This window comes from Streptomyces corynorhini (genome assembly GCF_003346515.1).
Taxonomy (GTDB): domain Bacteria; phylum Actinomycetota; class Actinomycetes; order Streptomycetales; family Streptomycetaceae; genus Streptomyces; species Streptomyces corynorhini.
The window spans coordinates 1-24612 of the sequence record NZ_QQNA01000140.1 but is presented as its reverse complement, the minus strand read 5'-3'; the positions used below and the strand labels follow the sequence as shown (position 1 = coordinate 24612).

The window sequence follows — 24612 nt, the reverse complement described above, 5'->3', positions numbered from 1 at the left end:
TGACAGACGCCGTGAACCTAACCGGGCCACCGGGGGGACCGCCAGTCCCCAGGGCCGTTGGAGCGCGTTTCTCAGCAGAGTATCCAGCCGGTCGAGACGGACGTGCCCGACACCGAACCGGTCGCCCGCACGCACCGGTTCAGGGCGTGCACCGTGACCGGGCCCGCCTGCCGCGTGAACTGTCCACGGTCCAGCACCGGGTTGCCGCCACGCGACTGAAGGCTGATCGACATGGAGCGCTTCTTGCCCGGTTTCTTCGCGACGGTGACCGCGCAGGCGTAGTCGCGGCCCTTGTAGACGCGCACCTCACCGGTGGAGAAGGGTACGGTCCGCAGCGGTCGCCCCGAACAGACCGAGGCCGCGCGGGCGGCCGGAGCACCCGGGTCGGCCACCAGGGCGCCGGCGGCGATCAGGATCGCGAAACCGTACGCCAGCGCCCCCTTGCCCGCGGCCACCACCCCGGCTCCGGCCCCGGCCCTCGCTCCGGTCTTGACCCCGGCTTCGCCACTGGATCCGGCTACCGTCCCGATTCCGGTTCCAGCCCACCCGAACAAAGCTTCCCTCCCTGGCGTTCTTTGCGTACATACGTACGACGCCTGTGGCCGGAGGATGGTTGCGACGCTTCCTCTTCCGCTCCGGGATCCGGCGCCCGCGCACCGCCGTCTCACCTCGCCACAGCCGCCTCTTCGGCCTCGCCGTCACCGATGAAGCTGCGCCACAGCGCGGCGTACCGGCCGTCCAGCGCGAGCAGTTCCTCGTGCGTACCGTCCTCCACGACCCGCCCGTGGTCCATCACGACGACGCGGTCGGCGCGCGCCGCGGTCGTCAGCCGGTGCGCGACGACGAGGGTGGTACGCCGGCCGACCAGCCGATCGGTGGCCTGGTTGACGAGCGCCTCGGTCGCCAGGTCCAGCGCCGCGGTCGCCTCGTCGAGCAGCAGTATGTCCGGATCGACCAGTTCGGCGCGGGCGAGGGCGATCAGCTGGCGCTGCCCCGCCGAGAGGTTGCGGCCGCGTTCGGCGACCTCGTGCAGATAACCGCCGTCGAGCGTGGCGATCATCTCGTGCGCGCCGACCGCCCGCGCCGCCGCCTCCACCCGGGCATCGCTCGCCTCGGGATTCCCGTAGGAGATGGCGTCACGGACCGTACCGGCGAAGAGATACGGCTCCTGCGGTACGACGCCGAGCCGGTGGCGGTACGCGGCGAGGTCCAGCTCACGCAGGTCCGTACCGTCCGCCCGCACCCGGCCGGTGGTCGGGTCGTAGTACCGCGCGACCAGTTTGACGAGGGTGGACTTGCCCGCGCCGGTCTCGCCCACGAAGGCGACGGTCTGACCGGCCTCGATCCGCAGGTCGATCCCGGTGAGCGCGTTGCCCTCGCCCCCCGCGTTCCCCTGGCTGTTCCCCTGGCTGTTCTCCTGGCTCCCCGCGCCTCCGTCGCTCCCGGCGCTCCCGGCGCTCCCCGCACTCCCGTCACTTCCGTCACTTCCGTACGCGAAGTGCACGTTCTCGAAGAGGATCTCGCCGCGCAGGGATCCCACGTCCAACGGCTTCTCCGCCGCACGGGTCGAGGTGCGCTCGCGCAGCAGTTCCTGCACGCGACCGAGCGAGACGGTCGCCTGCTGGTAGCCGTCGAAGACCTGGGAGAGCTGCTGCACGGGTGCGAAGAACAGGTCGATGTAGAGGAGGTAGGCGACCAGCGCGCCGGTCGTCAACGTGCCGGCCTCCACCCGTCCCGCGCCGACGATCAGCACGGCGGCGGCGGCCACCGAGGACAGCAGCTGGACGAAGGGGAAGTAGACCGAGATCAGCCACTGCCCGCGCACCCGGGCCGCACGGTAGTGGTCGCTGCGGGCGGCGAACCGCTCGGCGCCGTCCTGCTCGCGCCGGAACGCCTGCACGATCCGCAGCCCGGAGACGGACTCCTGGAGATCGGCGTTGACCGCGCCGACGCGCTCACGGGCCAGTTCGTACGCCTGGACGCTCTTGCGACGGAAGAAGACCGTACCGATGATCAGCACGGGCAGTGTCGCGAAGACGACCAGGGCCAGTTGTACGTCGATGACGACCAGTACCACCAGGATGCCCGCGAAGGTCACGACGGAGACGAACGCGGTGACGAGTCCGGTCTGGAGGAACGACGACAGCGCGTCGATGTCGGTCGTCATCCGCGTCATGATGCGCCCGGTCAGCTCGCGCTCGTAGTAGTCGAGTCCGAGCCGCTGGAGCTGCGCGAAGATCTTGAGCCGCAGTGCGTACAGGACGCGCTCACCGGTACGGCCGGTCTTGCGCGTCTCGCCGATCTGCGCGGCCCACTGGACGAAGACGACGAGCAGGCCCAGCGCGGCGGCCGCCCACACCGCGCCGAGCGCGAGGCGCTCCACGCCCTCGTCGATGCCGTGCCGGATGAGGACCGGCAGCAGGAGGCCCGCGCCCGCGTCGACGGCGACGAGCGACAGGCTGAGCAGCAGCGGCAGCCCGAACCCGCGCAGCAGCCTGCGCAGCCCGTACGACTCCTCGGCGGCGACCGCGCGGCGCTCGTCGACGGCGGGGGTGTCGGTGGCCGGGGGCAGCGCCTCGACCAGGGCCAGCATCTCGGGGGTGGAGCCGGAAACGGAACCAGAACCGGAACCGGAACCCGAAGGGGAGCCGGAGCCCGAAGGGGCACGGGAAGCGGGATCGGGGCTCGCACCGGAAGTGGCTACGGAAGCTGTTCCGGAAGCGACGCCGGGCGCGGAGGAGCCGTCCTCGCGTCGTTCGCCTGGATACCGTTCTCCGGGACATCGCTCGCCAGGACATCCCTCGTCGCGTCCCCACAGGGCCGGGGTCACTCCGCGCTCGGCGTCGAACTCGGCGTCCATCTCCTGCTGGAGCGCGCGGGCCTGCGCCACCGACTCGCTCGACGTGTCGTCCCGCGCCGCCGCCGCGAGCGGGGTGTGGCCGGGCGAGACGCCGTCCAGCTCGCCCGGCTCGGTCAGCAGCCGCCGGTAGAGAGCGGACCGTTCCCGCAGTTCGTCGTGGGTGCCGATGTCGGAGAGCCGGCCGCCGTCCAGTACCGCGATACGGTCGGCCAGGCCGAGCGTGGAGCGGCGGTGGGCGATGAGCAGCGTGGTGCGCCCGGCCATCACCGCCCGCAGCGCGTCGTGGATCTCGTGCTCCACCCGGGAGTCGACGGCGGAGGTGGCGTCGTCCAGCACGAGCAGCCGGGGGTCGGTGAGGATCGCCCGCGCCAGGGCGATGCGCTGGCGCTGCCCGCCGGAGAGCGTGAGGCCGTGCTCGCCGACCGTCGTGTCGTACCCGGCGGGGAGGTCGGTGATGAACTCGTGCGCCCGTGCGGCGCGGGTGGCGCGGAGGATCTCCTCCTCGGTGGCGTCCGGCTTTCCGTACGCGATGTTGGCGCGGATGGTGTCGGAGAAGAGGAAGCTGTCCTCCGGTACGAGTCCGATGGCGGCGCGCAGCGAGTGGAGCGTCAGCTCGCGCACGTCGTGGCCGCCGACGAGGACGGCGCCGCGCGAGACGTCGTAGAAGCGGGGCAGCAGGAGGGAGACGGTGGACTTGCCGCTGCCGGAGGCGCCGACGACGGCGACGGTCTCGCCGGGGCTCACCGTCAGCGAGAAGCCGTCGAGTACGGGTGAGCCGTCCTCGTAGGAGAACGCCACGTCGTCGAACTCGACCGACGCCTCGGCGTCCGCCGGCAGCTCCTTCGTCCCGTCCTGGAGGGTGGGCTCGGTGTCGATCAGCTCCAGCACCCGCTCCACTCCGGCGCGCGCCTGCTGGCCGACCGTCAGGACCATGGCGAGCATCCGGACCGGGCCGACGAGCTGGGCCAGATAGGTGGAGAAGGCGACAAAGGTGCCGAGTGTGATCTGTCCCCGGGTGGCCAGCCAGCCGCCGAGCGCCAGCATCGCGACCTGGCCGAGCGCGGGGACGGCCTGGAGGGCGGGTGTGTAGCGGGAGTTGAGCCTGATGGTGCGCAGCCGGGCGGCGAAGAGTTCGCGACCGGCTGTGCGGAGCTTGCCGGTCTCCTGCTCCTCCTGTCCGAAGCCCTTGACGACCCGGACTCCGGAGACCGCTCCGTCCACCACCCCGGCGACGGTGGCGGCCTGCGCCTGCGCGTACCAGGTGGCGGGGTGCAGCCTGGCGCGGCTGCGGCGGGCGATGAACCAGACGGCGGGGGCGACGGCCAGGGCGATCAGGGTCAGCGGCGGCGAGAGCCACGCCATGATGCCCAGCGAGATCAGGAACAGCAGGACGTTGCCGATGGTCATCGGCAACATGAAGAGCAGGCTCTGGATGAGCTGGAGGTCGCTGGTGGCACGGCCGATGACCTGTCCGGTGGACAGGGTGTCCTGGCGGCGGCCGTCGAGGCGGCCGATCGTCTCGTACATCTCCGTACGGAGGTCGTGCTGTACGTCGAGGGCGAGCCGGCCGCCGTAGTAGCGGCGGACGTAGGTCGCCGCGTAGACGGCGAGGGCGGCGACGAGCAGCAGGCCGGTCCAGACGAGGAGGGAGCGGCTGCCGTCGCCGATCACGTCGTCGATGACCACCTTGGTGATCAGCGGTACGAGGGCCATCACCGCCATGCCGACGAGCGAGGAGCCGAGGGCGAGCACCACATTGCGCCGGTACCGCCACGCGTATCCGGTCAGCCGTCGTGCCCAGCCTTGTTCGCCCGCCGCCACTGATGCCTCCTGATCGTCCCCGGCCGATCGCACTGATCTGCCGGAAGGCACCAACGCGGGTGGTTGCGGATTTCATCCCTCCGCAACAAATGCCGTCCTTCGGTCCTACGTCCTTCGGTCCTAGGTCTCGCGGCCAGGGCTGCGGCTCTACTTCCCGTCCGGGGTGGGCGGCATGGACTCGTACGAGGCGGACGGTGTGGTGAGGACCGGGACGGCGGTCTTGGCGACCGTCGGGTAGAGGCCCTTGTGGATTGCCTTCGCGACGGCCTGGATGGTGTTGACGCCGTCGTTCATCGTCTTGTTGTCGTGGGTGAGCACGGAGAGCGTGTAGTCGTGGCCCTTGCCGGTGAACGCGCCGATGCTGTGCACGCGCCAGCCGTGAGTGGAGCGCTGGAGCCAGCCGTTCTTGAGGTGGACCTTGGCGCTGGTGGGGGCGCCTGCCGGGACGCCCCAGCGCTGGGAGGGGACGACCTTGTTCATCCGGTCCAGCATGTACGCGCGCGACGCGTCGGTCAGGACGGTGTTCTTGGCGGTCACCAGGGAGAGCAGCTGCTTCTCGTCGTCGGCGGTGATCTGGGTCAGCCCCCAGTAGCCGCCGGTCCCTGGGACGGTGCGGGTCATCTTCGCGGCCTTGAGGAAGCCCTTGACCCTGGTGAGGCCCAACTGCTTCCAGAGCGTGCTGGTCGACGCGTTGTCCGACTTGGTGATCATCGCCGTGACCAGGTTCTTCTCGCTCGTCGTGAGGGCACGCCCGGTCTTCTGCGCGTCCCAGAGCAGGGTGGCCAGGACCGTGACCTTGACCACACTCGCCGAGTCGTACTGCTGCGTGGCGCGCAGCGTGCAGCGCGTGTTGGTGGTGCGGTCGTGGAGGGAGAGCGCGGTGGTGGACTTCCGGCCCTTGAGCGCGGCGGTGATGTCCTTGGACAGCTTGGCCGCGAGGCCCGCCTTGCCCGAGGTGCAGGCGACGGACGGGGTCGCGGCGGCGGCGGGTGCCGCCGTCGCGGCCAGCGGTACGAGTACGGCGCCGACGAGGGCGGCGGAGAGCACGCCCCGGGCACGCCGGGGTATTCGCTGGTCAGTCATGAAGAGTCCCGCCCCTGTTACGTCTGGCGCTACGGTCACAGCCGTACGCCCTTGACGGCGCACGCGCAGACATGATGCACGGGGAACGGAAAAGGTTGTATGGCGCCGGACACAACGCCGCATTCGTCACGTACGGCCGCGTCCGGCCACGGGTCAGCCGGGCGGCACCGGCCGACCGGGTGTGTCGCAGTCCACAGTCAGGCTATGGCGCAGCCCACAGCCAGGACGTGGCGGAGCCCACAGCCGCCCCGGAGCCGAGGTTCGTCAGCGCGCGGCGGCCGTGTTCGGGCGTCGGAGCCCGCGCTGACCGGCTCGGAGCGCGCCCTCAGGCGTCCAGATGGGTCGGGGCGAACATCTTGAGTACGGCGGGCAGCACCACGACCGAGGGCCCCGGCGCGGCCAGCGCCTTGGCGAGGTCGTCGCGCAGGCCCTCCGGGGTCGTGCGGACCGCCGGGACGCCGAAGGACTCGGCGAGCGCGACGAAGTCCGGCCGCGACAGCTCCGTCGCCTCGGCGGCGGAGGACTCGCCGAAGGCGTCGGTCATGTACGCGCGCAGGATGCCATAGCCGCCGTCGTCCACGATCAGCCAGGTCACCGGCAGATCGTACTGGCGGGCGGTGGCCAGCTCGGCGATCGAATACATCGCCCCGCCGTCGCCCGAGACGGCGAGCACCGGCTTCGTACGGTCGGCGGCGGCAGCGCCGAGCGCGGCAGGGAAGCCGTAACCGAGGCCGCCGGCGCCCTGGCCGGAGTGCATCGGGCCCGGCCAGGCCGACCAGGCCCAGTAGGCGAGGATCGTCATGTCCCAGAAGCTGGGGGACGCGGCGGGCAGCGCCTCGCGGACCGAGGCGAGCACCCGGCGCTCCAGCGCGAGGTCCTGGGCGGCGATCCGCTCCCGTACCTTCGCCAGCACCGTACGGACGGAGGCGGCCGCGTCCGGGTCGTGCCGCTCCTCGACCGAGTCCAGCAGCGCGGACAGCGCGTTCCGCGCGTCGGCGTGGATACCGAGGGCGGGGTGGTTGGACTCCAGCTTGCCGAGGTCCGCCTCGATCTGGATGACGCGGCCGCGCGGGCGGAAGGTGTGGTAGTTCGAGGAGAGTTCGCCGAGGCCGGAGCCGACCACCAGCAGGACGTCGGCGGCCTCCAGGAAGTCGGTGGTGTGCCGGTCCTCCAGCCAGGACTGGAGCGAGAGCGGGTGCTTCCAGGGGAAGGCGCCCTTGCCGCCGAAGGTGGTGACGACCGGCGCGTCCAGCTTCTCGGCGAGCGCGCGGAGCTTGCCGGCCGCGTCGGACCGTACGACCCCGCCGCCCGCGACGATCACCGGACGCTCGGCGTGCGACAGCGCGTGCGCCGCGACGGCGGTCAGCTCGGGGCGGGGCGGCAGCTCGCGCGGGGTGGCGTCCATGGCGGTGACGGGCGGCAGGGAGGTCTCGGCAAGCAGCACGTCCTGTGGGATCTCCACCCAGACCGGGCCGTGCGGAGCGGTCAGCGCGGACTCCCAGGCGGCGGCGATCGCGGACGGGATCTGCGAGGCGGCACGCACGGGGTGGACGGATTTGACGATGTCGCGGAAGGACGCCTGCTGATCGCGGAGTTCATGCAGGTAGCCGTGGCGTCCGCCGCCGAGACCGGCCGCCGGGACCTGGCTGGAGACGGCGAGGACGGGGGCCGAGGCCGCCGCCGACTCCTGGAGCGCGGCGAGGGCGGTGAGCGCGCCGGGACCGGTGGAGAGCAGCAGCGGGGCGACCTCGCCGGTGATCCGGCCGTACGCGTCGGCGGCGAACCCCGCGTTGTTCTCGACGCGCAGGCCGACGTAGTCGAGGGGGGAACGGCGCAGCGCGTCGAACATGCCGAGCGCGTGCTGTCCCGGCAGCCCGAAGACGGTGGTGGCGCCGAGGCCGTAGAGGGTCTCGACGACGAGGTCGCCGCCCGTGCGGCCGGGAGGAGGGTTGAGCGCGGCGGCCGTCTGCTCTGGGGTGAAGGGCGGGGTGTCGTGGTCGTGGTCGTGCATTACGCCGCTGTCCTTCCGTCGGCGCTCTCGCGGCCGGCCGCGATCTGGCGGGACATGATCGTCGTCAGCTCGTACGCCGTGTGGGAGGCGGCGACCGAGGTGATCTCCGCGTGATCGTACGCGGGCGCGACCTCCACGAGGTCGGCCGAGACGAGGTGGCAGGAGGCCAGCCCACGCAGGATCTCCAGCAGCTCGCGCGAGGTCAGCCCGCCGGCCTCGGGCGTGCCCGTGCCGGGCGCGTGCGCCGGGTCCAGCACGTCGATGTCGATGGAGATGTACAGCGGGCGGTCCCCGATGCGCTGCCGCAGCTGGTCGGCCACCTCGTCCACACCCCGGCGCATGACGTCGGCCGAGGTGACGATGCCGAAGCCCATCTTCGCGTCGTCGTCCAGGTCCCGCTTCCCGTACAGCGGGCCGCGCGTGCCCACGTGGGACAGGGCCTCCGTGTCGAGGATGCCCTCCTCGACGGCCCGGCGGAACGGGGTGCCGTGGGTGTATTCGGCGCCGAAGTAGGTGTCCCAGGTGTCCAGATGGGCGTCGAAGTGGAGCAGCGCGACCGGGCCGTGCCGCTTCGCGACCGAACGCAGCAGCGGAAGCGCGATGGTGTGGTCGCCGCCGAGGGTCATCAGCCGGGCGCCGGTCCCGAGCAGCTCGTCGGCCGCCGCCTCGACGGTCTCGACGGCCTCCTCTATATGGAACGGGTTGGCCGCGATGTCCCCGGCGTCCGCGACCTGCGCGAGCGCGAACGGCGAGGCGTCCTGCGCCGGGTTGTACGGACGCAGCAGCCGCGACGCCTCCCGGATCGCGTTCCCGCCGAAGCGGGCGCCGGGCCGGTAGGAGACCCCGGAGTCGAAGGGGACGCCGACGACGGCCACATCGGCGCGGCCCACCTCGTCGAGCCGGGGCAGCCTGGCGAACGTGGCCGGTCCCGCGTACCTGGGGACACGGGAGGAGTCGACAGGACCGCGCGGGCGGCTGTCGGGGGTGGCGTGTCCGTGTCCGTTGCTGCTCATCGTCGGGCCTCTCCGGGTGTCACTGGTGTTCCGATGTGTCGTGTGTGCCTGGTGCATCTGATGCGCCTGGCGTGTCCAGTGCATCTGATGCGCCTGGTCTGCCTGGCATGCATGGTGTGTCTGGCGTGCATGGTGTGTCTGGCGTGCATGGTGTGTCTGGCGTCTGTTGCGTCTCCGGCGTTCCGGTATCTCTGGTGCGGCTCCGCACTGCTTTGAGTCGCTCTGCTAAGAATGAACCAGACCACTGACAGCGGGCTTCTCGGGATCTCCCGGTCCGTCGTCCCCTGTGGAAAACTCCCCCGCGAGCCGTCGGCGCCACTCGGCCAGCACCGCCTCGTCCGTCGGCTTCGTCACCAGGCTGCCGATCAGATAAGCGACCAGGGAGGACAGCAGTCCATAGGAGATGGGCTCGTTGGCGAGGATGCCGTACCCGGCCATCAACCCGATGACGGCCCCACCACCGACGAGCACGGCGGCGAGCGCGCCGTACACCGTGCCGCGCTTCCAGAGCAGACCGCCCAGGATCGGTACGAGCAGCCCGCCGACGAGGAGGTTGTACGCGACGGTCAGCGCCTCGACGACGTTGTTCAGCGCGATCGCGATGACCACGACCCCGACGCCCATGGTGAGGATGAACAGACGGTTGCCCCTGACCTCGTCACCACCGGCCCCGCCCCCAGGCCGCTCCGCCGACGTCCGCCGGGGCCGCAGCCTCGACCAGATGTCGTTGTTCGCGACGGTCGCACAGGCGATCAGCGCGCCGGACGACGTCGACATCACGGCCGCGAGGGCGGCGGCCAGCACCAGTCCCCGTACGCCGATGGGCAGTTCGTCCTTGACGATGGTCGCGAACGCGTCGTCCTGACTGCCCAGATTCGGGTAGAGCACCTTCGCGGCCGTCCCGATCACCGCTCCGGCCAGCGCGTACACCAGGCAGTACGTACCGGCGACCGTGCCGCCCCAGCGCGCGACCTTGGCCCCGCGCGCGGTGAACACCCGCTGCCAGATGTCCTGTCCGATCAGCATCCCGAAGGTGTAGATGAGCACATAGGTAAAGATGGTCTCGCCGCCGATGCCGAACGGCGCGAAGTACTCCGTCGGAAGCTTGGCCCGCATCTCGCCGAAACCGCCCGCCTTGACCACCGCGATGGGCAGCAGGAGCAGCAGCACCCCGATGGTCTTGACGACGAACTGCACCATGTCCGTGAGCGTGATCGACCACATGCCGCCGAGCGTCGAGTACGCGACGACGATCGCCCCGCCCAGGATGATCGCCACGGTCCGGTGCAGGTCGAACAGCACGTCGAAAATCGTGGCGTAGGCGATGGTCGAGGTGACCGCGAGCATCAGCGTGTACGCCCACATCACCACGCCCGAGATGACCCCCGCCCGGCCGCCGTAGCGCAGATCGAGCATCTCGGAGACGGTGTAGACCTTCAGCCGGGCGATCCGCGCGGAGAAGAAGACCGAGAGGGCGAGCAGCCCGAGGCCGATGGTGAAGACCATCCAGGCGCCGGAGAGTCCGTACTTGTAGCCGAGGCCGACCCCGCCGATGGTGGAGGCGCCGCCCAGCACGATCGCCGCCATGGTGCCGGAGTACATCGCGGGCCCCAGACGGCGGCCCGCGACCAGGAAATCGCTCTTGGACTTGGCCCGGCGCATGCCCCACCAGCCCATGGCCAGCATGCCCACCAGATAGACGACGATCACCGCGTAATCGACAGCCATGGGCTTCTCCGTCCCGCTTCGCCCCTCACCAATGTGTGGGTCATGACGGTAGGTGGCCGGAAAGCGGCGCTGAAGTGTACGTTTCATCCATTCTTTCCGCCGCTGATGGATGGACCATCCATGCCGGACCCCGCCACGCCCCCGTCCGCTCCACCCACCCCGCCCACTCCGCCGGTCCCGCCCACCGCGCCGGTTCCGCTGGCGGCCCTCCTCGCGGACCGGGCCCTCGGGCTGCGCCCGATCGCCGGGCCCGACGACGCCGGATCGCGGTCCGTGCACTGGGTGCACACCTCGGAGATGGCCGATCCGTACCCGTATCTGCTCGGCGGCGAGCTGTTGCTGACCGCCGGTGTGCAGCTCACCGACGCGTCTGCCGACGAGTACGCGGCACGGGTGGTCGAGGCGGGCGCCGCCGCGCTGGGCTTCGGGGTGACGCCGGTGTACGACACGGTGCCGACCGCGCTGATCGAGGCGTGCGACCGGCACGGTCTGCCACTGCTGGAGGTCCCGCCGCACACCCGGTTCACGACGGTGGCGCGCGCGGTGTGGCGGCTGATGGCGGAGGCGCGCCACCGCGAACTGCGCCGGGTGACGGACGCGCAGCAGGGCCTGGCGTTCGCCGCCGCCCGCCCCGACCCGGTACCGGCCGTCCTGCGGCAGCTGGCGGTACGGCTGAACGGCCGCGCGGTGCTGTTCGCCCCGGACGGCGCGGAGCTGTACGTGACGGGCCGCACGCCGTCGCCCGGGGCGCGCACGGCGCTCGCCCGGCTGGCCCGGGTGGTGCGCACCGGTCCCGCACCTCGCGTCGGTCCCGCTCCGCACACCGGTCTCTCGCCCGACACCGGTCTCTCACCTCACACCGGCCCTGTCCCGCACGCCGGTCTCTCACCTCACACCGGCCACACTCCGCACGCCGGTCTCTCGCCTCACACCGGCCACACTCCGCACGCCGCCCCCGCCTCGGCGGCCCTCCCCACCTCGGCGTCCGCCCCCACCTCGGCGACCGCCCCCACCTCGGCGACCGACACCGTCGGCCGCTCCCACCTCGCCGCCTACGCGCTCGGCGGTGGCGGCGAGGGACTGGTCCTCGGAGTGGCCGCCGAGACCCGGGAGGCCGGGGACCACACCATCACCGGCGTCGCCGTCGTCCTGCTGTCCCTGCTCACCGCGCCCCACCAGAGCGCGGCGGAGGCCGGCCGCTCGGCGGCGCTGGTGCGGCTGCTGCTGGGCGGCGCCCCCGCCGAAGCCGCGCCCCTGCTCGGTCCCGGCCCCTGGACCGTCGTGCACGCGCGCGGGGGCGGCACCCCCTTCGCGGCGGGCGCGCTCGCGGCGTCGCTGGGCAGCGCGCTGGCCGACACGGACGGCGACACGGTCCGTATCCTCACCGACCGCGAGGTCACCGCCAGAACGGGCTGGACGCTCGGCGTCAGCACCCCGGCCGCCGCCGAGGACCTCGCCACCGCCGACACCCGTGCGCGGCGCGCCCTGCACCGCGCCGAGGCGACCCGTACTCCGCTCGTACGCCACCACGAGGCGGGCTTCGCCGACCTGTTCGCGCCCGACGAGGCAGCAGCGCACGCCCGCGCGCAGCTCGCCCCCCTCACCGGCCCCGGCGGCTCCCCCGCACTGGTCGAGACCCTGCGCACCTGGCTCTCCCTGCACGGCGGCTGGGACCGTACGGCCGTCGCCCTGTCCGTCCACCGCAACACGGTCCGCCAACGCATCGCCCGCTGCGCGTCCCTGCTGGACGCGGACCTGGACGACGCCGACGTACGGATGGAGCTGTGGTTCGCGCTGCGCCAGTTGTGACGGCTCGTGCGGGCGGCACTGTCAGCTCACCACCTCCCGCACACAGTCCCAAGTACGACATGGAACCGTCATTCCTGAAAGAATTCGAAAAGCACGTAAAGATTCACAACTACAATGGACCCAACGGGGCCCCACGGCTGGAGTTCGAAATCCCCGTGAGCAAGCTGAGTCGATTCAACGAATTAACTCAAAATCGAAGTTGGATTTCCATATTCGGAGGACCGGAATGACGTTCCAAAATCATCAGGAAATTGACGTTACCGTGGTCGCGGTCGCCCCGGTGGGGGCGCGGGTAGAAGTCAACGGCGAGGCCGGATTCATCGACCAGGTGAAGCATCCCTCCTGGTGGGACGAGAATATCGCGCCACCTCTGGTCGGGGACCAACTGCACGCGGTCGTGCTCGACGCGAGGCGGGAGCCACCTCGGTTCAGCGATCCGCACTCTTCGACAGCAGAGCGTTTACCACGACTTCCCGCGCCTCACCATCGGACTGGGGCCACTTCCAGTCCGACAGCAACTCTTTTCACTTTGTGCCACAGCGCCGAGTTCTCCGTCCTGGCCAACGGCCTGATCAACCGGCGCCGCCGCCCGCCGAGCCCCCCATCGCGCCACAGTGCGCTCCGCGCGCGCTGTGGCGCGCACAACCGCTCCGCGCCTCGTCGGACCCTGGACACCTGGCCGAACCCCCGGGTAACTTTGACTGAGCAAGCGCTTAGATCCGTAACCTGAGCCATCCATTGAACAACCCCGACGGCGAGCAACCACCTACGCGAGAGCGGCGGCGGGTTGGCCGCAAAGGAGACCGCACCGTGCGCCGTACCGTGTACAACGAGGACCACGAGGCGTTCCGGGAGACCATCCGCGCCTTCATCGAGGCGAAGGTCGTCCCCGTCCACGACGAGTGGTACGCGGCGGGCCAGGTGCCCCGCGAGTTCTACTACACCCTTGGTGAGCTGGGCATCTTCGGCATCGAGGTGCCCGAGGAGTACGGCGGCGCCGGCGAGGAGTCCTTCAAGTTCCAGGCGATCCTCTCCGAGGAAGTCGCGCGCGCGGGCGTCTCGTTCGGCGGGTCGAGCGTCCATGTCTCGCTCTGTCTGCCCTACCTCAAGGCGTACGCCACCGAGGAGCAGAAGAAGCGCTGGCTGCCGGACTTCATCAGCGGCCGGGCGATGTACGCGATCGCCATGACCGAGCCGGGCACCGGGTCGGATCTGGCCGGGATGAAGACCACCGCGAAGCTCTCCGAGGACGGCACGCACTACGTGCTGAACGGTGCGAAGACGTTCATCACCGGCGGCGTCCACGCGGACCGCGTCATCGTCTGCGCCCGTACCGCCGCATCATCGCCCGAGGACCGGCGTTTCGGGATATCGCTGCTGGTCGTGGATACGAAGTCGGCGGGATACGCGGTCGGGCGCAAGCTCGACAAGCTGGGGCTGCGGACCTCCGACACCGCCGAGCTGTCGTTCACCGACGTCAAGGTGCCGGTCGAGGACCTGCTCGGCGAGGAGAACAAGGGCTTCGCGTACCTGGGCCAGAACCTGCCGCAGGAGCGCCTCGGCATCGCCTTCGGCGCGTACGCGCAGGCTGCCGCGGCGGTCAGGTTCGCGCAGGCGTATGTGAAGGAGCGGACCGTCTTCGGGCAGAGCGTCGCGTCCTTCCAGAACACCAAGTTCGAGCTGGCGGCCTGCAAGGCCGAGGTGGACGCGGCGGAGGCCGTCGTGGACCGTGCGCTGGAGGCGCACGACCTGGGCGAGCTGTCGGCCGCCGAGGCCGCCTCCGCGAAGCTGTTCGCCACCGAGGTCGCGCACCGCGTCATCGACAAGTGCCTCCAGCTGCACGGCGGCTACGGCTACATGAACGAGTACCCGATCGCCCGGCTGTACGCGGACAACCGGGTCAACCGGATCTACGGCGGCACCAGCGAGGTCATGAAGATGATCATCGCCAAGTCGATGGGGCTGTAAAAGCCTGTCATGTCCCCCGACGACAGTCCCGACGCCCTTGAGGATCTCCTCGATCTGCTCGACCTGGAGCGGATCGAGGAGGACATCTTCCGCGGACCGAGCCGCTCCGCGATCGTCCCGCGCGTCTTCGGCGGCCAGGTGGCCGCCCAGGCGCTGGTGGCCGCGGGCCGTACGGTCGCGGCCGACCGTACGGCGCACTCCCTGCACGCGTACTTCCTGAGAGCGGGCGACCCGGACGCGCCGATCGTCTACACCGTGGACCGGATCAGGGACGGCCGTTCCTTCACCTCGCGCCGGGTCGTCGCGATCCAGCACGGGCAGCCGATCTTCCATCTCTCGGCGTCGTTCCACACGGACGAGGACGGTCTGGAGCACCAGTCGGAGATGCCGGCGGTGCCGGATCCTGAGACCTTGCCGACGGCCGCCGAGTCACTGCCGGAGTACGCCGGGGTCGTGGGCCAGGGCGTCGTGGACCGGCTGCTGAAGGCGCGGGCGGCGGTCGATCTGCGGTACGTGGACACGCCGCCGTACGGGAGCGTCGGGGAACGACGCGAGCCGCGTTCGCGGGTGTGGTTCCGTACCGCAGGGAAGCTCACGGACGATCCCCTGCTGCATCTGTGTCTGGCGACCTATGTCTCCGACATGACGCTGCTCGATCCGGTGCTGTTGGCCCACGGCAGGGGCGGCTGGATGACCGGGGACGTGGTGGGCGCGAGCCTGGACCACGCGATGTGGTTCCACCGGCCGTTCCGGGCGGACGAGTGGCTGCTGTACGACCAGATGTCGCCCACGTCCCACGGTGGACGCGGGCTGGGGCAGGCGCGGATCTTCACGCGGGACGGCAGGCTGGCGGTCTCCGTGGTCCAGGAGGGTGTGATCCGGGTACCGCACGAACCGCACGACGACTGACTCCGCCCGGCTGCGCCCGGCTGCGCCCGGCTCGGACGACCGGCTGCGCCCGGCTCGGACGCCCGGCTGCGACTGACTCGGACGACCGGCTCGGACGACCGGCTTCCGCTGACCCGGGCGGGCCCGGGAACGCGCTCACGAAGGTGCCCGTGACAGCCTCTGTGAAGGCTTACGGAGGCTACCGAGGCCCGTGGCGGGGCTCAGATCAGCCCGGCTTCGTTCAGCAGGTACGCGGTCATCGGGTCGTAGAAGCGCGGGTCCGTCACATGGTCGTCCAGCGGGACGGTCACCTGGAGCGTGCCCTCCGCCTCCGCGAGGAAGAGCGCCGGGTCGTTGCAGTCGGCGTAGCCGATGGAGTCCAGCCCGCGCTGGCCCGCACACCCCGCCCAGCCGTGGTCGGCGACCACCAGGTCGGGGTGGGGGCGGCCGTCCCGCTCCAGACCGTCCAGGATCGCCCGCATCGGCTCCGGGGAGTGAGTGTGCCAAAGGGTCGCGCCGCGCTCCAGCATCGCGACGTCGGCGAACTGGAAGACCATGCCCTCGTCCGCGGTGAGCCCGCCCGGAATCCGTACGATCTCGCACCCGGCCGCGCGCAGGGCGTCCGCCGTCTGCCGGTGGACATCGAGCAGGCCGCCAGGATGGCCGGTCGCGAACAGCACGCTCTCCCGGCCCGAGGCGGCCTTGCGCAGCCTGGCGGCCATCCGCTCCAGCGCGTCCACGGTCAGCTCGGGATCGATGGTGTCCTGGCCCGACCGGTGCTCCGGATCGTCGCTGACCCCGCATCTCTCGGCCATCACGGCGAGCACGTCCTGCTCGTCGGTCCAGCGGTCACCCAGCTCCAGGCCCAGCCAGTAGTGGCGGTCGCCGTTGGCGAGCTTGCGGTAGTGGGAGAGGTTGTTGTCGCGCGGCGTGGCGACGTTTCCCGCGATTCGGGTACGGACGAGGTGCTCGACGAGGGCGGCGCGGCTGGGTATGGACATGGTGCCCATTGTGCCGTCAGACGATGGCGGTGCGCCGGGCGTACCGGCAGCCGGACGCGCGGTACCGCCCATCCGCGGCGTGGCCGGTACCGAATACCCCCTTGGGGAGTGGTGCGCGGGCTCCCCGTACGTTGCTCGTAGTTCCTCATGTTCCGCGCGACTTGGGAGTGACCTGTGGCAGCATCACCCGACCTCGGCCGGCCGGTGGCGGACTTCGCCCTGCCGGGCGGTGTCCTCGACGGCGACACCTTCGTACGGCGGGACTACCGCCTGTCGGAACGGGGCGGCCATCCTCTGGTCCTCGCGTTCTACCCCGGCGACGACACGACCGTCTGCACCAAGCAGCTGTGCTCGTACTCCAGCGGTCTGGAGACCTTCACCGACCTCGGAGCCGAGGTGTGGGGGATCAGTCCGCAGGACGTCGACAGTCACGAGGCGTTCGCCCGTAAATACGATCTGCGGATTCCGCTGCTCGCCGACACCGACCGGTCCGTCGCACAGGCGTTCGGGATCGCGGCGCGTGGGATCGGGGTGCGCCGGTCGGTGTTCCTGATCGGTTCCGACGGGGCGCTGCACTGGAAGCACGTGGCGCTGCTCGGCGTGACGTTCCAGCCGGTGGAGACGCTGGCGCGCGAGCTGGCGGCGCTCAAGGCCGCCTGAGCCGAGCGCTCTCCCGTTCCAGGGGGCGCCTGCCGTGGGCCGAGGCCGGTGTCAGGCGCCTTCGCCGTCGGGGCGCCGGTCGCCGTCGCCGCCGCCATCGCGGTCCTCGCCGTCCGCGCCGCCGCCGCCATGGCGGTCCGCGCGGTCCGCGCGGTCCTCGCGGTCCTCGGCAAGCGCGGCGAACGCGCCGTGGGCGAGGCGGCGCAGCAGCGACTCGGTCGCCGCGCGCCCCGGCGTACCGCCGCCGTACGGGCCGAGGCGCGGGGTGGAGTTCAGCAGGCCGAAGACGGCGTGGACGGCGCCGCGCGCCCGCGCCTCCGGGACGTGCGGATACAGCTCCCGTACGACCGTGACCCACAGCTCGACGTACTGCCGCTGGAACTGGCGCACGAGCCTGCGGTCGCTGTCCCTCAGCCGGTCCAGCTCGCGGTCGTGGAGGGTGATCAGCGGGCGGTCGTCGAGGGCGAAGTCGATATGGCCGTCGATCAGCGCGGCGAGCAGGGCCGCCGGATCGCCGCCGGGGCCCGCTTCGCGCACCCGCAGCCTTCCGCCGTCCAGCAGTCGGCTGCTGATGCCGACCAGCAGTTCGGCGAGCATCGCCTCCTTGCCCGGGAAGTGCCGGTACAGACCGGGCCCGCTGATACCGACGGCGGCCCCTATCTCGTCCACGCCGACCCCGTGGAAGCCGCGCTCGGCGAAGAGGCGCGCCGCCTGTTTGAGGATCTGCTCACGGCGGGTCGGGGCCGCGGTCCTGGTGCTCATGGGAAATCATTCTAGACGGCGGGGTTAGCGAGCGTTAACGTGGAGATACTGAAGTTAACGATGACTAACTCCGCTGGGCCGGGAAGAGCCGGCCAGGCGGGCAGGCCAGGCGGACAGCTCCGGCCGACAGCGCCGGGCGGACAGCGCCGGGGCAGGCACGGCCATGCGGTCAAGGCCATGCGGGCAGGGCCGAGCGGACACGGCCATGCGGTCAAGGCCATGCGGGCAGGGCCGAGCGGAAAGACCGAACCGAAGAGAGACCGAAGGAAAGAGAGAGGGGCGGGGAGAGCGATGCGGCAGGCACCGGTGCTGGCGAGCACCGCCGATCCGGCGGCGAGTTCCTGGCGGGCCAACGAGGCGGCCCACGAGGAGCTGGCCGACGGGCTGCGCGCCCGGCTGGCGGCGGCGCGGCTGGGCGGTGGCGAGAAGGCCCGCGCGCGGCACACGGCGCGCGGGAAGCTGCTGCCGCGCGACCGGGTGGACACGCTGCTGGACCCCGGCTCCCCCTTCCTGGAGCTGGCACCGCTCGCGGCGGAGGGGATGTACGGAGGGGCGGCCCCGGCCGCCGGGGTGATCGCGGGGATCGGCCGGGTCAGCGGCCGGGAGTGCCTGGTGATCGCCAATGACGCCACGGTCAAGGGGGGCACGTATTACCCGCTGACGGTGAAGAAGCACCTCCGCGCCCAGGAGGTCGCCCTGGAGAACCGGCTGCCGTGCCTCTATCTGGTGGACTCCGGCGGGGCCTTCCTGCCGATGCAGGACGAGGTCTTCCCCGACCGGGACCACTTCGGGCGGATCTTCTACCACCAGGCCAGGATGTCCGGCGCGGGCATCCCCCAGATCGCCGCGGTGCTCGGTTCCTGCACGGCGGGCGGCGCGTACGTTCCGGCGATGAGCGACGAGGCCGTGATCGTGCGCGGCCAGGGGACGATCTTCCTGGGCGGGCCGCCGCTGGTGAAGGCCGCGACGGGCGAGGTCGTCACGGCGGAGGAGCTGGGCGGCGGCGAGGTCCACTCCCGTACGTCGGGGGTCACCGACCATCTCGCGGAGGACGACGCGCACGCGCTGCGGATCGTGCGCACGATCGTCTCCACGCTCCCGGAGCGCGGGGCGCCGCCCTGGTCCGTGGAGCCGGTGGAGGAGCCCAAGGCGGATCCGGCGGGGCTGTACGGGGTGGTGCCGGTCGACTCCCGTACGCCGTACGACGTGCGCGAGGTGATCGCCCGTGTGGTGGACGGCTCGCGGTTCGCCGAGTTCAAGGCCGAGTTCGGTACGACGCTGGTCACCGGCTTCGCGCGGATCCACGGCCATCCGGTCGGGATCGTCGCGAACAACGGCATCCTGTTCTCCGAGTCGGCCCAGAAGGGCGCGCACTTCATCGAGCTGTGCGACCAGCGCGGCGTCCCGCTGCTCTTCCTCCAGAACATCTCGGGCTTCATGGTCGGCCGGGACTACGAGGCGGGCGGCATCGCCAAGCACGGCGCGAAGATGGTCACGGCGGTGGCCTGCGCGCGCGTGCCGAAGCTGACGGTCGTGATCGGCGGCTCGTACGGCGCGGGCAACTACTCGATGTGCGGCCGGGCCTACTCCCCCCGCTTCCTGTGGATGTGGCCGAACGCCAAGATCTCGGTGATGGGCGGCGAGCAGGCCGCCTCCGTTCTCGCGACCGTCAAGCGCGACCAGATCGAGGGGCGCGGCGAGCAGTGGCCGGCCGAGGCCGAGGAGTCCTTCAAGGACCCGATCCGCGCGCAGTACGAGTCCCAGGGCAACGCCTACTACGCGACCGCGCGGCTCTGGGACGACGGGGTGATCGACCCGCTGGAGACCCGGCAGGTGGTGGGGCTGGCCCTGACGGCGTGCGCCAACGCCCCGCTGGGTGAGCCGGGCTTCGGCGTCTTCCGGATGTGAGAGCGGCCATGGGAGCGGGAGAGCGCCAGGCGGAGGGCCTTGGAGCAGGAGAGAGCCAGGGAGAGAGCCAGGGAGCGGGCCTTGGAGTGGGCCTTGGAGCGGGAGAGGGCCAGGGGAGCGGGAGAGTGAGGGCGGGAATGTTCGACACGGTTCTGGTCGCCAACCGCGGTGAGATCGCGGTCCGCGTCATCCGCACGCTGCGGGAGCTGGGCGTGCGCTCGGTGGCGGTGTTCAGCGACGCGGACGAGGACGCCCGGCATGTGCGGGAGGCCGACACGGCCGTCCGGATCGGCCCGGCCGCCGCGTCGGAGAGCTACCTCTCGATCGACCGGCTGCTGGCGGCGGCCGCCCGTACGGGCGCGGAGGCGGTCCACCCCGGCTACGGCTTCCTCGCGGAGAACGCGGCCTTCGCGCGGGCGTGCGCGGACGCGGGGCTGGTGTTCATCGGGCCGCCCGCCGCCGCCATCGAGCTGATGGGCGACAAGATCCGCGCCAAGGAATCGGTACGGGCGGCCGGGGTCCCGGTGGTGCCCGGCTCCTCGGGCAGCGGGCTGAGCGACGCCGAGCTGGCGGACGCGGCGGGCGCGCTCGGGATGCCGGTGCTGCTGAAGCCGTCGGCGGGCGGCGGCGGCAAGGGCATGCGGCTGGTGCGCTCCGAGTCGGTCCTGGCCGAGGAGATCGCGGCGGCCCGCCGAGAGGCGCGCTCCTCCTTCGGCGACGACACCCTCCTGGTGGAGCGGTGGGTGGACCGCCCGCGCCATATCGAGATCCAGGTCCTGGCGGACTCCTTCGGGAACGTGGTGCATCTGGGCGAGCGCGAGTGCTCGCTCCAGCGCCGGCATCAGAAGGTCGTCGAGGAGGCGCCGTCCGTCCTGCTGGACGGGGCGACCCGGGCGGCGATGGGCGAGGCGGCGGAGCGGGCGGCGCGCTCCTGCGGGTACGCGGGCGCGGGGACGGTCGAGTTCATCGTCCCGGGCCGGGACCCCGCGTCGTACTTCTTCATGGAGATGAACACCCGCCTCCAGGTCGAGCACCCCGTCACCGAACTGGTCACCGGCCTGGACCTGGTGGAGTGGCAACTGCGCGTCGCCGCCGGGGAGCGGCTCCCCTTCGCGCAGGACGACATCACCTTCACCGGCCACGCGGTGGAGGCCCGGCTGTGCGCCGAGGATCCGGCCCGCGACTTCCTGCCCTCGGGCGGTACGGTGCTGGCGCTGCGCGAGGCGGACGGCGCGGGCGTGCGGACGGACTCGGGGCTGGACGAGGGCACCGAGGTCGGCTCCCGGTACGACCCGATGCTCGCCAAGATCATCGCTCATGGGCCCGACCGGCCGACGGCTCTGCGCCGACTGCGCGCGGCCCTCGCCGAGACGGTCACCCTGGGCGTCCCGACCAACGCGGGGTTCCTGCGCCGACTGCTGGCCCATCCCTCGGTGGTCGCGGGCGACCTGGACACGGGGCTGGTCGAGCGCGAGGCGGCGGGGCTGGTGGACGGCGCGGTCCCGCCGGAGGTGTACGCGGCGGCGGCCGCGGTCCGTCAGGCGGGGCTGGCGCCGGTCCCGGCCGTCGCCCCGGGCGCGGGGTGGGTGGACCCCTTCTCCGTACCGAGCGGCTGGCGGCTGGGCGGCGAACCGCTTCCGGTGACGCACCGGTTGCGTATCGCGGGACATGAACCCGTCGCTCACCGGATGCGGCCGGAGGACCGGTTCCGGGTGGGGCCCGGCCGGGTCACCGTCACCGTGGACGGGGTGACGCACACCTTCCACCGGGCCGGTGACTGGCTCGGCAGGGACGGCGACAGCTGGCACGTCCAGGACCACGACCCCGTGGAGGCGGCGCTGCGCGGCGCGGCCGCGGGCGCGGGGGCCGGTTCGCTGACGGCGCCCATGCCGGGGACCGTCACCGTGGTGAAGGTGGCCGTCGGGGACGAGGTGACGGCCGGTCAGAGCCTGCTGGTCGTGGAGGCGATGAAGATGGAGCACGTCATCTCCGCGCCGGTCGCCGGCACCGTCAGCGAGCTGGACGTCACGCCTGGTTCGACGGTCGCCATGGACCAGGTGCTGGCCGTGGTCACCCCGGCGCCGACCGCCGCGGTCGGCGCGGTCGGCGCGGCTGCCGCCACCGATCTCATCGACCCCGGAGACACCGCCGCCACCGGCCCCGGGGGCATCGGCACCACCCACAGCGCCAGCACCACCAGCGCCGCCACCAGCGCCGTCCCGGAGGAGGGGTCATGACCGACGGGCTGCCCATGGCCGTCCCCGCGCCCGGACTGCCCTCCCGGGTCCGTATCCACGAGGTGGGCGCGCGGGACGGGCTGCAGAACGAGAAGGCGACCGTACCGACCGAGGTCAAGGCGGAGTTCATCCACCGGCTCGCGGACGCCGGGCTGACCACCATCGAGGCGACCAGCTTCGTGCACCCCAAGTGGGTGCCCCAACTGGCCGACGCCGAGGACCTCTTCCCGCTGCTCGGCGACCTGCCCGGCGTCGAGCTGCCCGTCCTCGTGCCGAACGCGCGCGGGCTGGAGCGCGCCCTCGCCCTCGGCGCCCGCCGGATCGCGGTGTTCGGCAGCGCCACCGAGTCGTTCGCGCGGGCCAATCTCAACCGGTCCGTGGACGAGTCGCTCGCCATGTTCGCGCCGGTGGTCGCGCGGGCCCGCGAGGAGGGCGTCCATGTCCGCGGCTATCTCTCCATGTGCTTCGGCGACCCGTGGGAGGGCCCGGTGCCGGTCGCGCAGGTCGTGCGGACCGCCGGGGCCCTGCTGGACATGGGGTGTGACGAGCTGAGCCTCGGCGACACCATCGGCGTCGCCACCCCCGGCCATGTGGCGGCTCTGCTCACCGGGCTGGCCGAGCGCGGCGTGGCGACCGGGGCGCTCGGGGTGCACTTCCACGACACCTACGGCCAGGCCCTCGCCAACACCCTGGTCGCCCTCCAGCACGGGGTGACCACCGTGGACGCCTCCGCGGGCGGCCTCGGTGGCTGCCCGTACGCGAAGAGCGCCACCGGGAACCTCGCCACCGAGGACCTCGTGTGGATGCTCGACGGCCTCGGTGTCGACACCGGGGTCGACCTCGGCCGGCTCACCGCCACCAGCCTCTGGCTGGCCGGGCGACTGGGCCGTCCCAGCCCGTCCCGTACCGTCCGCGCGCTGGCGCCGGATCAGGCGCAGTCCCCCGAGGAGTGACCCCCGCCATGTCCCTGGACCACCGGCTCTCCGCCGAACACGAAGAACTGCGCCGCACCGTGGAGCAGTTCGCCCGCGATGTGGTCGCGCCCAAGATCGGCGACTACTACGAACGGCACGAGTTCCCGTACGAGATCGTGCGGGAGATGGGGCGAATGGGGCTGTTCGGGCTGCCGTTCCCCGAGGAGTACGGCGGCATGGGCGGTGACTACCTCGCCCTCGGTATCGCCCTTGAGGAGCTGGCCCGGGTCGACTCCTCGGTGGCGATCACCCTGGAGGCGGGAGTATCGCTCGGCGCCATGCCGGTGTACCGCTTCGGTACGGAGGAGCAGAAGCGCGCCTGGCTGCCGAGCCTGTGTTCGGGCGAGCAGCTCGGCGCGTTCGGGCTGACCGAGCCCGACTGCGGCTCCGACGCGGGCGGCACCCGCACCACGGCCGTGCGGGACGGCGACACGTGGGTGATCAACGGCAGCAAGTGCTTCATCACCAACTCCGGTACGGACATCACCGGCCTGGTCACGGTCACGGCCGTCACCGGCCGCAAGGAGGACGGCCGCCCGGAGATCTCGGCGATCATCGTGCCGTCCGGCACGCCCGGCTTCACCGTCGGCGCCCCGTACTCCAAGGTCGGCTGGAACGCGTCGGACACCCGCGAGTTGTCCTTCACCGATGTCCGGGTCCCGCTGGCGAATCTGCTCGGTGCGCAGGGGCGCGGGTACGCGCAGTTCCTGCGCATCCTGGACGAGGGCCGGATCGCGATCTCCGCGCTGGCCACGGGGCTCGCCCAGGGATGCGTGGACGAGTCCGTCTCGTACGCGAAGGAGCGGCACGCCTTCGGCCGGCCGATCGGGGCCAACCAGGCCATCCAGTTCAAGATCGCCGACATGGAGACGCGCGCGCACATGGCGCGGATCGGCTGGCGGGACGCGGCCTCGCGGCTGACCCGGGGCGAGCCGTTCAAGAAGGAGGCCGCCATCGCGAAGCTCTATTCCTCGACGGTCGCCGTGGACAACGCCCGTGAGGCCACGCAGATCCACGGGGGCTACGGCTTCATGAACGAATATCCCGTGGCCAGGATGTGGCGGGACTCCAAGATCCTGGAGATCGGCGAGGGCACGAGCGAGGTCCAGCGGATGCTGATCGCGCGGGAGTTGGGCCTGACCGGCTGAGAGACGGGCGGGCGCCCCGGCGCCCGCCCCACCGGCGTCGGGCAGACCGGTCGGAGGCCCCCTGGGCGAGCGTGTGAGGTTAGGCTAACCTACCCTCCGAACCGCCCATCGACCGGACAACTGGACGCCCGGAGAGCTGATCACCATGCGCGAGCCCCGCGCCCCCTCCCCGACCGCCGACGCGGACGGCACGGCCGCCGAGCGGCCGCCCCGGACGGCCGGGGCGAAGCCGCACATCAGGGTCCTGACCGGCGCGACCGGCCAGGGCCTCTTCCACGTCTCCCGGGGTTCCTCCGAGGGCCCGAGCCGGGAGAACGCCGCCCCGCACGCCACCGTCCGGCACCGCGCGCCGCGATCCGCGTCGCCCCGGGAGCGACGGACCGCCGCCAGGGCGGGCGAGGTCCGGGTCGGCCAGACCCGGGCGGGCGAGGTCCGGGCGGACGAGACCCGGGCGGGCGAGACCCGGGCGGGCGAGGTCACCGCACGGACCACCGAGCCCCTCTTCCCGTACGACACGTGCGCCCCGATTCCTGACCATCCGGCCCAGGCCGTCGAGACCGCGAAGAAGGTCGGCTGACCCATGACGATCACTGAGACCGCCCCCCGGCAGACGGCCGCGGTGAAGCCCGCCGCCACCACCGCCGCCACTACCGTCCCCGCCGCCACCGCCGCAGCCACCACCTTCCCCGCCGCCACAGCAACTACCGGCACCGCCACCGGCACCTCCCCCTCCCCCGCCCC

Annotated in this window: 17 protein-coding genes; 9 read left to right on the top strand and 8 right to left on the bottom strand. The window is 71.8% G+C overall.

All coding sequences use genetic code 11. The features are described 5' to 3' along the window. Positions 1 to 71: 71 nt before the first annotated feature. The 6 genes from DVH02_RS18280 to DVH02_RS18250 form a co-directional block, all read right to left on the bottom strand. On the bottom strand, positions 72 to 455 hold the full coding sequence (locus DVH02_RS18280) for a hypothetical protein (RefSeq protein WP_233518304.1): 384 nt from the start codon (positions 453 to 455) through the stop codon (positions 72 to 74). Between the two features lie 209 nt (positions 456 to 664). Then, positions 665 to 4681, bottom strand: a complete 4017-nt coding sequence (locus tag DVH02_RS36215) for an ABC transporter ATP-binding protein (RefSeq protein ID WP_233518303.1) — start codon at positions 4679 to 4681, stop codon at positions 665 to 667. Positions 4682 to 4828: 147 nt separating this feature from the next. Then, positions 4829 to 5764 carry a serine hydrolase gene (locus DVH02_RS18265; protein WP_114624886.1) on the bottom strand — a complete coding sequence of 312 codons (936 nt, stop codon included), beginning with the start codon at positions 5762 to 5764 and terminating at the stop codon, positions 4829 to 4831. 325 nt (positions 5765 to 6089) lie between these two features. Next, entirely contained in the window at positions 6090 to 7775 is a 1686-nt protein-coding gene (locus tag DVH02_RS18260; RefSeq protein WP_114624885.1) for a thiamine pyrophosphate-binding protein, read from the bottom strand. Beyond that, positions 7775 to 8788, bottom strand: a complete 1014-nt coding sequence (gene speB, locus DVH02_RS18255; RefSeq protein ID WP_114624884.1) for an agmatinase — start codon at positions 8786 to 8788, stop codon at positions 7775 to 7777. Before speB ends, DVH02_RS18260 begins: the two co-directional genes overlap by 1 nt. Before the next feature lie 225 nt (positions 8789 to 9013). Then, complete coding sequence (locus tag DVH02_RS18250; protein WP_114624883.1) at positions 9014 to 10516, bottom strand: sodium:solute symporter; 1503 nt, start codon at positions 10514 to 10516, stop codon at positions 9014 to 9016. A 120-nt stretch (positions 10517 to 10636) separates the two neighbouring features. Between DVH02_RS18250 and DVH02_RS18245 the strand changes: the two genes are divergently transcribed. From DVH02_RS18245 to tesB, 3 genes are all read left to right on the top strand, one after another. Next, positions 10637 to 12325, top strand: coding sequence for a PucR family transcriptional regulator (locus DVH02_RS18245; protein ID WP_233518302.1), 1689 nt, complete (start codon positions 10637 to 10639; stop codon positions 12323 to 12325). An 810-nt stretch (positions 12326 to 13135) separates the two neighbouring features. Beyond that, positions 13136 to 14293, top strand: a complete 1158-nt coding sequence (locus DVH02_RS18235) for an acyl-CoA dehydrogenase family protein (protein WP_114624881.1) — start codon at positions 13136 to 13138, stop codon at positions 14291 to 14293. A 9-nt stretch (positions 14294 to 14302) separates the two neighbouring features. Further along, entirely contained in the window at positions 14303 to 15202 is a 900-nt protein-coding gene (gene tesB, locus DVH02_RS18230) for an acyl-CoA thioesterase II (protein WP_114624880.1), read from the top strand. Positions 15203 to 15402: 200 nt separating this feature from the next. Here tesB and DVH02_RS18225 read toward each other — a convergent pair whose 3' ends face one another. Beyond that, a complete protein-coding gene (locus tag DVH02_RS18225) occupies positions 15403 to 16182 on the bottom strand; it encodes a phosphatase (RefSeq protein WP_114624914.1) in 780 nt (259 codons plus the stop codon). A 174-nt stretch (positions 16183 to 16356) separates the two neighbouring features. On the opposite strand from DVH02_RS18225, the gene DVH02_RS18220 reads away from it, so the two are divergent. Then, positions 16357 to 16842 (top strand): peroxiredoxin, encoded by a 486-nt coding sequence (locus DVH02_RS18220; protein WP_114624879.1) that lies wholly within the window; start codon positions 16357 to 16359, stop codon positions 16840 to 16842. 51 nt (positions 16843 to 16893) lie between these two features. Here the strand turns inward: DVH02_RS18220 and DVH02_RS18215 are convergent, their stop codons facing one another. After that, a complete protein-coding gene (locus tag DVH02_RS18215; protein WP_114624878.1) occupies positions 16894 to 17604 on the bottom strand; it encodes an SACE_7040 family transcriptional regulator in 711 nt (236 codons plus the stop codon). A gap of 291 nt (positions 17605 to 17895) precedes the next feature. Here DVH02_RS18215 and DVH02_RS18210 point away from each other — a divergent pair, with 291 nt between their 5' ends. The 5 genes from DVH02_RS18210 to DVH02_RS18190 all read left to right on the top strand — a co-directional run bounded on the left by DVH02_RS18210 (position 17896) and on the right by DVH02_RS18190 (position 24448). Continuing rightward, positions 17896 to 19512 (top strand): carboxyl transferase domain-containing protein, encoded by a 1617-nt coding sequence (locus tag DVH02_RS18210; RefSeq protein WP_114624877.1) that lies wholly within the window; start codon positions 17896 to 17898, stop codon positions 19510 to 19512. Positions 19513 to 19649: 137 nt separating this feature from the next. Beyond that, entirely contained in the window at positions 19650 to 21749 is a 2100-nt protein-coding gene (locus DVH02_RS18205) for an acetyl/propionyl/methylcrotonyl-CoA carboxylase subunit alpha (protein WP_114624876.1), read from the top strand. Continuing rightward, complete coding sequence (locus tag DVH02_RS18200; RefSeq protein WP_114624875.1) at positions 21746 to 22702, top strand: hydroxymethylglutaryl-CoA lyase; 957 nt, start codon at positions 21746 to 21748, stop codon at positions 22700 to 22702. Before DVH02_RS18205 ends, DVH02_RS18200 begins: the two co-directional genes overlap by 4 nt. Positions 22703 to 22710: 8 nt before the next feature. Beyond that, positions 22711 to 23871, top strand: coding sequence for an acyl-CoA dehydrogenase family protein (locus DVH02_RS18195; protein ID WP_199566336.1), 1161 nt, complete (start codon positions 22711 to 22713; stop codon positions 23869 to 23871). A gap of 145 nt (positions 23872 to 24016) precedes the next feature. Next, positions 24017 to 24448, top strand: coding sequence for a hypothetical protein (locus DVH02_RS18190; RefSeq protein WP_114624873.1), 432 nt, complete (start codon positions 24017 to 24019; stop codon positions 24446 to 24448). Positions 24449 to 24612: the final 164 nt, after the last annotated feature.